Origin of the sequence: Chitinophaga sp., assembly GCF_036569185.1 — a bacterium.
Taxonomy (GTDB): domain Bacteria; phylum Bacteroidota; class Bacteroidia; order Chitinophagales; family Chitinophagaceae; genus Chitinophaga.
Window position 1 is genome coordinate 23,858 of record NZ_DATCRD010000316.1, and the last position, 6,000, is coordinate 29,857.

Consider the following 6,000-nt stretch of genomic DNA (forward strand, 5'->3'; position numbering starts at 1 on the left):
ATAAAGAGTATGTTTCTGACGATTTTGGTTTTGCGCTACGTGGACTATTGGAAAACAAAATAAGATATTTTTACATTGCTGCAATCGTTTGCAGAAATATTTTTAATTATAATTCTGTCAAACCACCTAGTGATCAGATTATCATGTCCGTAAAAAATAAAAAATAAGATTAATCTTTTGCAATCGGTTGTAAAAATCATTTTCATTGTTTATTTTGGTCACCTTATTCCGTTTTAGTTATGAAAAAGACGATCCTTTTATGTGGCTCCCTACTGTGCATGTATGGTGGCCTTTTCGCCCAGAAAGCCCAGTGGCAGCAACTTTTCAACGGTAAAGATCTGAAAGGCTGGAAACAACTGGGAGGAGAAGCAAAATATAATGTGCAGAACGGCGAAATTGTGGGCACCACGGTACAGAACACGCCAAACTCTTTCCTGGCTACAGAGAAAGAGTACGGCGACTTTATTTTGGAGCTGGAATTCAAACTGGGTAAGGAGTTCAACTCCGGCATCCAGTTCCGCAGTCAAAGCCGGCCCGACTACCAGAATGGTCGTGTATTTGGCTACCAGATGGAGATTGACCCTTCCGACCGTAAATGGAGTGGTGGTATTTATGAAGAAGGCCGCAGGGGCTGGCAGTATCCAATGGAATTGAACCCCGCCGGGCAAAATGCTTTCAAAAAAGACGGCTGGAACAAGTACCGTATTGAATGCCGGGGCAATGAAATGCGTACCTGGGTAAATGGCGTACCTGCTGCCCACCTGGTAGATACCGCGCTGCCAAAGGGTTTTATCGCTTTGCAGGTGCATAGCATCGGTAAAAATGCGGCAGATGAAAACAAAAACATCTACTGGAAGAATATCCGCCTGATAGAAAATCCGGCAGCTTCACAGTATACACCCTATGATAAGATCTACGTGGTAAACAATGTGGATAACACCATTTCCGGCCAGGAAAAGAAAAACGGCTACCAGCTGTTATGGGACGGAAAAACCAGCAAAGGCTGGAGGGGCGTGTATAAGAAGGATTTCCCCACCAAAGGCTGGACCATGCAGGATGGTTTACTTACCATTGGCCATTCTACGGGAGATGAGGAAGGCAGCGGTGGCGATATTATTACCGAAAAACAATACAGCGCCTTTGAACTGGAATTTTCCTTCAAACTCACGCCTGGCGCCAATAGCGGGGTAAAATACTTCGTAAGCGAGGCCTATGAAACAGGCGGCAAGTCGGCCATCGGGCTGGAGTACCAGGTACTGGACGACGAAAGGCACCCGGATGCCAAGTTAGGGCGCGACGGAAACCGCACTTTAGCAAGTCTTTACGACCTCATGACAAGAAAACAGGAAAAACGTGCCATCTACCCTATTGGAGAATGGAACAAAGGTCGTATTATTGTGTATCCAAATAACCACGTTGAGCACTGGTTGAATGGGTTTAAAGTGCTGGAATATGAGCGGGGCTCCCAGGCCTTCAAGGATCTGGTGGCGATCAGCAAGTATAAAAACTGGAAAAACTTTGGCCTGTTGCCCGAAGGGCACATCCTTTTACAGGATCATGGTAACGAAGTTTCTTTCAAAAGTATTCGTATAAAAAATCTTAAATAATATTTTTTACCTTTTTTTTCATTGTTCACTGTTCTAAATAAGCATTCCGATTCTTCGGAATGCTTTTTTTCTTGGATAAAACGGTAAATTACTACCTGTTCACAACCCATCAATATGAAAATGTTACAACAAAAAGGCGCCCTTATCCTGTGTGCCGCCCTGCTGGCCGGGGCTTGCCAGCAATCAGGCAATCACGGTAACCCGCAAGCCACGCAGGATTCCCTGCATCACCTGGCCGAACGGTACTACAACGAAAACATGGCCCTCAATCCATTACAGGCCACCCAGAATGGAGAGAATCAATATAACGACCAGTTGCCTATAGACATCAGTGAAGGCTACCGCGCCCAACTCGATTCTTTTTATGCCAGCTATCAGCAGGCGATTAAAGGGATTGATACCGCGGCGCTTTCAGGCAACGACCGCATTACTTATGATATGCTCGAACGCGAGTTCAGCATTAACCGGGAGGCGCTTACCTTCCACGATCACCTGATGCCGGTGCAGCAGTTTACCTGCCTGCCTCTTACGCTGGCCCAGCTGGGCTCCGGCTCTTCTGCCCAGCCCTTTAAAACCCTGAAGGACTACCAAAACTTCATGCATCGTATGGAGCGCTTTGCCATATGGACCGATACCGCCATTGCCAATATGCGCCGGGGAATAGCCACTGGCTATGTGTTGCCGAAAAGCCTGGTGGTGAAAGTAATACCGCAGGTAGCCGCCCTTGCTAAAAAGGATACCGCCGGCAATGTATTTTATGCACCACTGAAAACCATACCCGATTCACTGGACGCTGCGACCAAATCCAGCCTGGCAAAGGATTACAACACAGCCATTGAAACATATATACTGCCTTCGTTTGCAAAGCTGCGCGATTTCATGCAGCAGGAATACCTACCCAAAGCCCGTAACAGCAGCGGCATTGGAGATATTCCGGATGGTAAGGCCTATTACGCCTTCCTGATAAAAAGCTGGACCACTACCAGTCTTACCCCGGAGGAAATTTTTGCGCTGGGAGAAAAAGAAGTGGCCCGGATAAGGGGGGAAATGGAAGAAGTAAAGAACAGTACCGGTTTCAAAGGCGATCTCCCGGCCTTCTTTGCATCGGTACGCAGCGATAAGAAACTGCGCATCTTTAAAACACCTGCAGCTATCCTGGATTCCTTCAAAGCCATTGAGAACAAGATCATGCCGGGTGTAAAAAAAATGTACGGTCATCTTCCCAAAACAAAATTCGAGATCCGGCAAACCGAAGCCTACCGGGCAGCTTCCGCATCTGCCGAATATATGCAGGGCAGCGCCGACGGTACCCGGCCAGGCGTATTCTATGTGCCTATCCTGGATGCCACCAGCTTTCCATACACCGGAATGGAATGCCTGTTCCTGCACGAAGCCATTCCTGGTCACCACTTCCAGATATCACTGCAACAGGAAAACGATTCCCTGCCTAAGTTCCGCCGGTTTTCATGGATTGGCGCCTATGGCGAAGGCTATGCACTCTACTGTGAAAGCCTGGGAAAAGAGCTGGGGTTATATACGGATCCTTACATGTACTTTGGCCGTTTAACGGATGAAATACACCGTGCTATCCGTTTAGTGGTAGACGTTGGTTTGCACACCAAAGGCTGGACCCGCGAGCAGGCCATTAAATACATGATGGACAATGAGCCGGTGTCTACCCAGGAAGCCACCGCTGAAATTGAGCGCTACATGGCCATTCCGGGACAGGCGCTTTCCTATAAGATCGGTGAATTAAAGATACGCGGGTTACGGAACCAGTATACCGCCTCGTTGGGCAGCCGGTTCAGCCTCTCGTCTTTTCATGATGAACTGTTAAAGGACGGCTGTGTACCACTATCGGTACTGGAACAGAAAATGGCGCGCTGGGCAGCGGCTCAGCCATAGCAAACGCTTACCAGGCTTCACTTCCGGCTTGTATTGTTGCTCCCCGGGGGCAATCGTACAAGCCGGAAACATTTTAAATACCGGATTAAATTTCGATTAAGAAAGAAATCCCTGTATTCCTCAAACCCTTAATGGCAGCAGGTAAAAGAATTCCTTCCCTTAAGAAAAATCTTTTTAACATTCACGAATGGTTTTTATTTCCTATTTTTATAGTGCAGTTTCATTCACTATTTACAGCTTAGATTTACGTTAACCACACATACTTCATATTTTAATATGTTAGTCTGTGCATGTAAACTATTGACACAAGTCGTCCTAAAAAAACGACCCTAAATAATATTCTTTAAAACCTGCTGCTATGTTTGATCATACCCTTGATCTGTGCCGGTCACTTCCGGCTGTCATCACTGAAAAAAAGTGGGACAATGAATTACGCTTTTATGTAGGCGAAAAATTATTCTGCATGATTTCCCTGGAACCGCCCCACAGGGTATCTTTCAAGTGCAGCCAGAACCAGTTCCATCAATTGATCTCCAGGCCGGGTATTGTGCCGGCGCCTCACCTGGCGCGGTATCACTGGGTACAACTGAAACAGGAAGATACGTTGCCGGCTACTGAACTGGAAACCTTCCTGCAGAATGCTTACGAGATCATTGTAAGCACACTTCCGCCATACGAACAGGAGGCCATTCATAAGATGAAGGCGCACGCCTGATTATTTCATAATAGTAAAGAAGATATCGTATACACCGAATACGATAAGGGTAAGTGCAAATAATTTTTCGAGGGCAGGGGTCTTCATTTTAACGGCCGTTTTAGCTCCCAGGTAAGAAGCAGGGAATGCCGTAAGCGATAGCAGCAGCGCGATGTTCCAGTCTATATGCCCCAGCCACCAGTGTGTTAAAGCACCGGGAACCGATAAGATGGCCGATAATACTACCGCACAGGCCAGCGCCTGTTTTATAGGCATTTTTAATTTCTTTATAAAAAAGGAACTGAACAATACCCCGCCTGCATTGGCCAGCAACCCTGATAAAAACCCGATAAACAGGGCGGCCATTACCAGTTTAGCCGCAGGCGCCTCTCCAGATGATACCGCTACTTCACCATTTGGTTTGTGCCGCATAAAGGAATACATAAGCGACATACCCGTTATCATGATAAACAGAGCCGTCATGATCATCAGTGTTTTACCCGGCAGATAGCTGCTGAGCCATGAGCCGCAGATGGTGGCAGGAACGCCGAAAGCCGCTCCAAGCAGGATCACGCGTTTATTAAACAGCTTTTCCTTACTGTATACTGCCGTGGCAGATAATGTGCTGGTAATAGAAGCCGGTAACGGCGATGCCAGGGCAAAAAACGGGTTTACGCCGGCAAAGATCTGCAGGGCGGGGGTGCTGATAGCGCTGCCTCCTTTTCCCAATAAACCGGACAAATAGCCTACTATAAGCCCTATCAGCAATACTGGCAGGTATTGAGATTGTTGTAAAAATTCCATTCAATTCATCCCTCCGGGGAACGCGCAACTTCGTGGTTGGTGTGGTTGGTTATAAAAATTACAGGTAAGCCAAAATTAGGGGATCGTAATTAATAGTTGTGATAACTAAAAGTTATGGGGGATAACAACTTATTATATTTATTGTTAGCCTATAAACCCAATAGGAGAAAGGGTTTATAGTTTTGTAAAGATAAGAATTCCGGGTAAGCAGTCAAAACGATTTTTTTCTTTTTTTTGCGACTGTTACCCGGAAGAAGATGCTTATTTATGCTTTTGGCGCCCAGCCTTTTTCATATTCCCTTTCCCACATTTTCATGGCTTCCTTATCATTCAGGATATGCCCGTTCGATGGGTCGGTATGAAGGATACGGCCGGTACGTTGTGCGATATTCCCCAGCAGGCAAAGCAGCGTACTGCGGTAGCCTATATTGATTTCCGAATTAAGGGTGGCATTGCCGCGGATACTTTCCAGGAAGTTGTTGATATGCACGGCATCATAAAACTCGCCGGCCGGGCTTACGGTGTTGGTTACACTCTGGTTGGGATTAGCGGCCTGTTTTACCTCCTTGATCACTTTTCCTTTTGGATCGATGAGCTTGTAGCTATCGCCACCGGAGTTGTACAGGCTGCCGTTTTCACCAAACAGTGCGAATCCCCGGCCGGCGCCTTCCAGGTTGAACGGGCTGCAGCTGCGGCCTTCCCAGGCGATGGCCTTATTTCCTTCAAATTCGAAATTCAGGGTTTGGGTGTCCGGCGTTTCCCAGTCGTCTTTTGCATAGGCGTAACGGCCGCCTGCAGAGGTAACTTTAGTGGGAAATTCCACATCCATAAACCAGCGGAGGCAATCCAGTTCGTGGGTGGCGTTATTACAGGTTTCGGAAGTGCCCCAGTGCCAGCGCCAGTGCCAGTTATAGTGAACAATGTTGCCAAGATAATCGCGGCGGGGAGCGGGTCCCTGCCACAGGTCCCAGTTAAGCGTGGAAGGAACAG

At 47.3% G+C, this 6,000-nt stretch carries 5 protein-coding genes; 3 read left to right on the forward strand and 2 right to left on the reverse strand.

Features of this window, described 5'->3' with window-relative positions; translation table 11 throughout:
- The first annotated feature begins 239 nt into the window (after positions 1-239).
- The 3 genes from VIM72_RS24315 to VIM72_RS24325 all read left to right on the forward strand — a co-directional run bounded on the left by VIM72_RS24315 (position 240) and on the right by VIM72_RS24325 (position 4,227).
- On the forward strand, positions 240-1,607 hold the full coding sequence (locus VIM72_RS24315; RefSeq protein WP_332005419.1) for a DUF1080 domain-containing protein: 1,368 nt from the start codon (positions 240-242) through the stop codon (positions 1,605-1,607).
- Positions 1,608-1,721: 114 nt separating this feature from the next.
- Positions 1,722-3,512, forward strand: coding sequence for a DUF885 domain-containing protein (locus tag VIM72_RS24320; protein WP_332005420.1), 1,791 nt, complete (start codon positions 1,722-1,724; stop codon positions 3,510-3,512).
- Positions 3,513-3,870: 358 nt separating this feature from the next.
- The gene (locus VIM72_RS24325; RefSeq protein ID WP_332005421.1) at positions 3,871-4,227 is read left to right on the forward strand and encodes an MmcQ/YjbR family DNA-binding protein; all 357 of its coding nucleotides are present in this window, start codon (positions 3,871-3,873) and stop codon (positions 4,225-4,227) included.
- On the opposite strand, the gene VIM72_RS24330 is transcribed toward VIM72_RS24325, so the two are convergent.
- Together VIM72_RS24330 and VIM72_RS24335 are read right to left on the reverse strand one after the other, a co-directional pair.
- Positions 4,228-5,010: a sulfite exporter TauE/SafE family protein gene (locus VIM72_RS24330; RefSeq protein ID WP_332005422.1), complete on the reverse strand. Its 783-nt coding sequence runs from the start codon at positions 5,008-5,010 to the stop codon at positions 4,228-4,230.
- Positions 5,011-5,275: 265 nt separating this feature from the next.
- Positions 5,276-6,000 (reverse strand): Gfo/Idh/MocA family oxidoreductase (locus VIM72_RS24335; protein WP_332005423.1); only part of this gene is annotated, 725 nt, incomplete at its 5' end.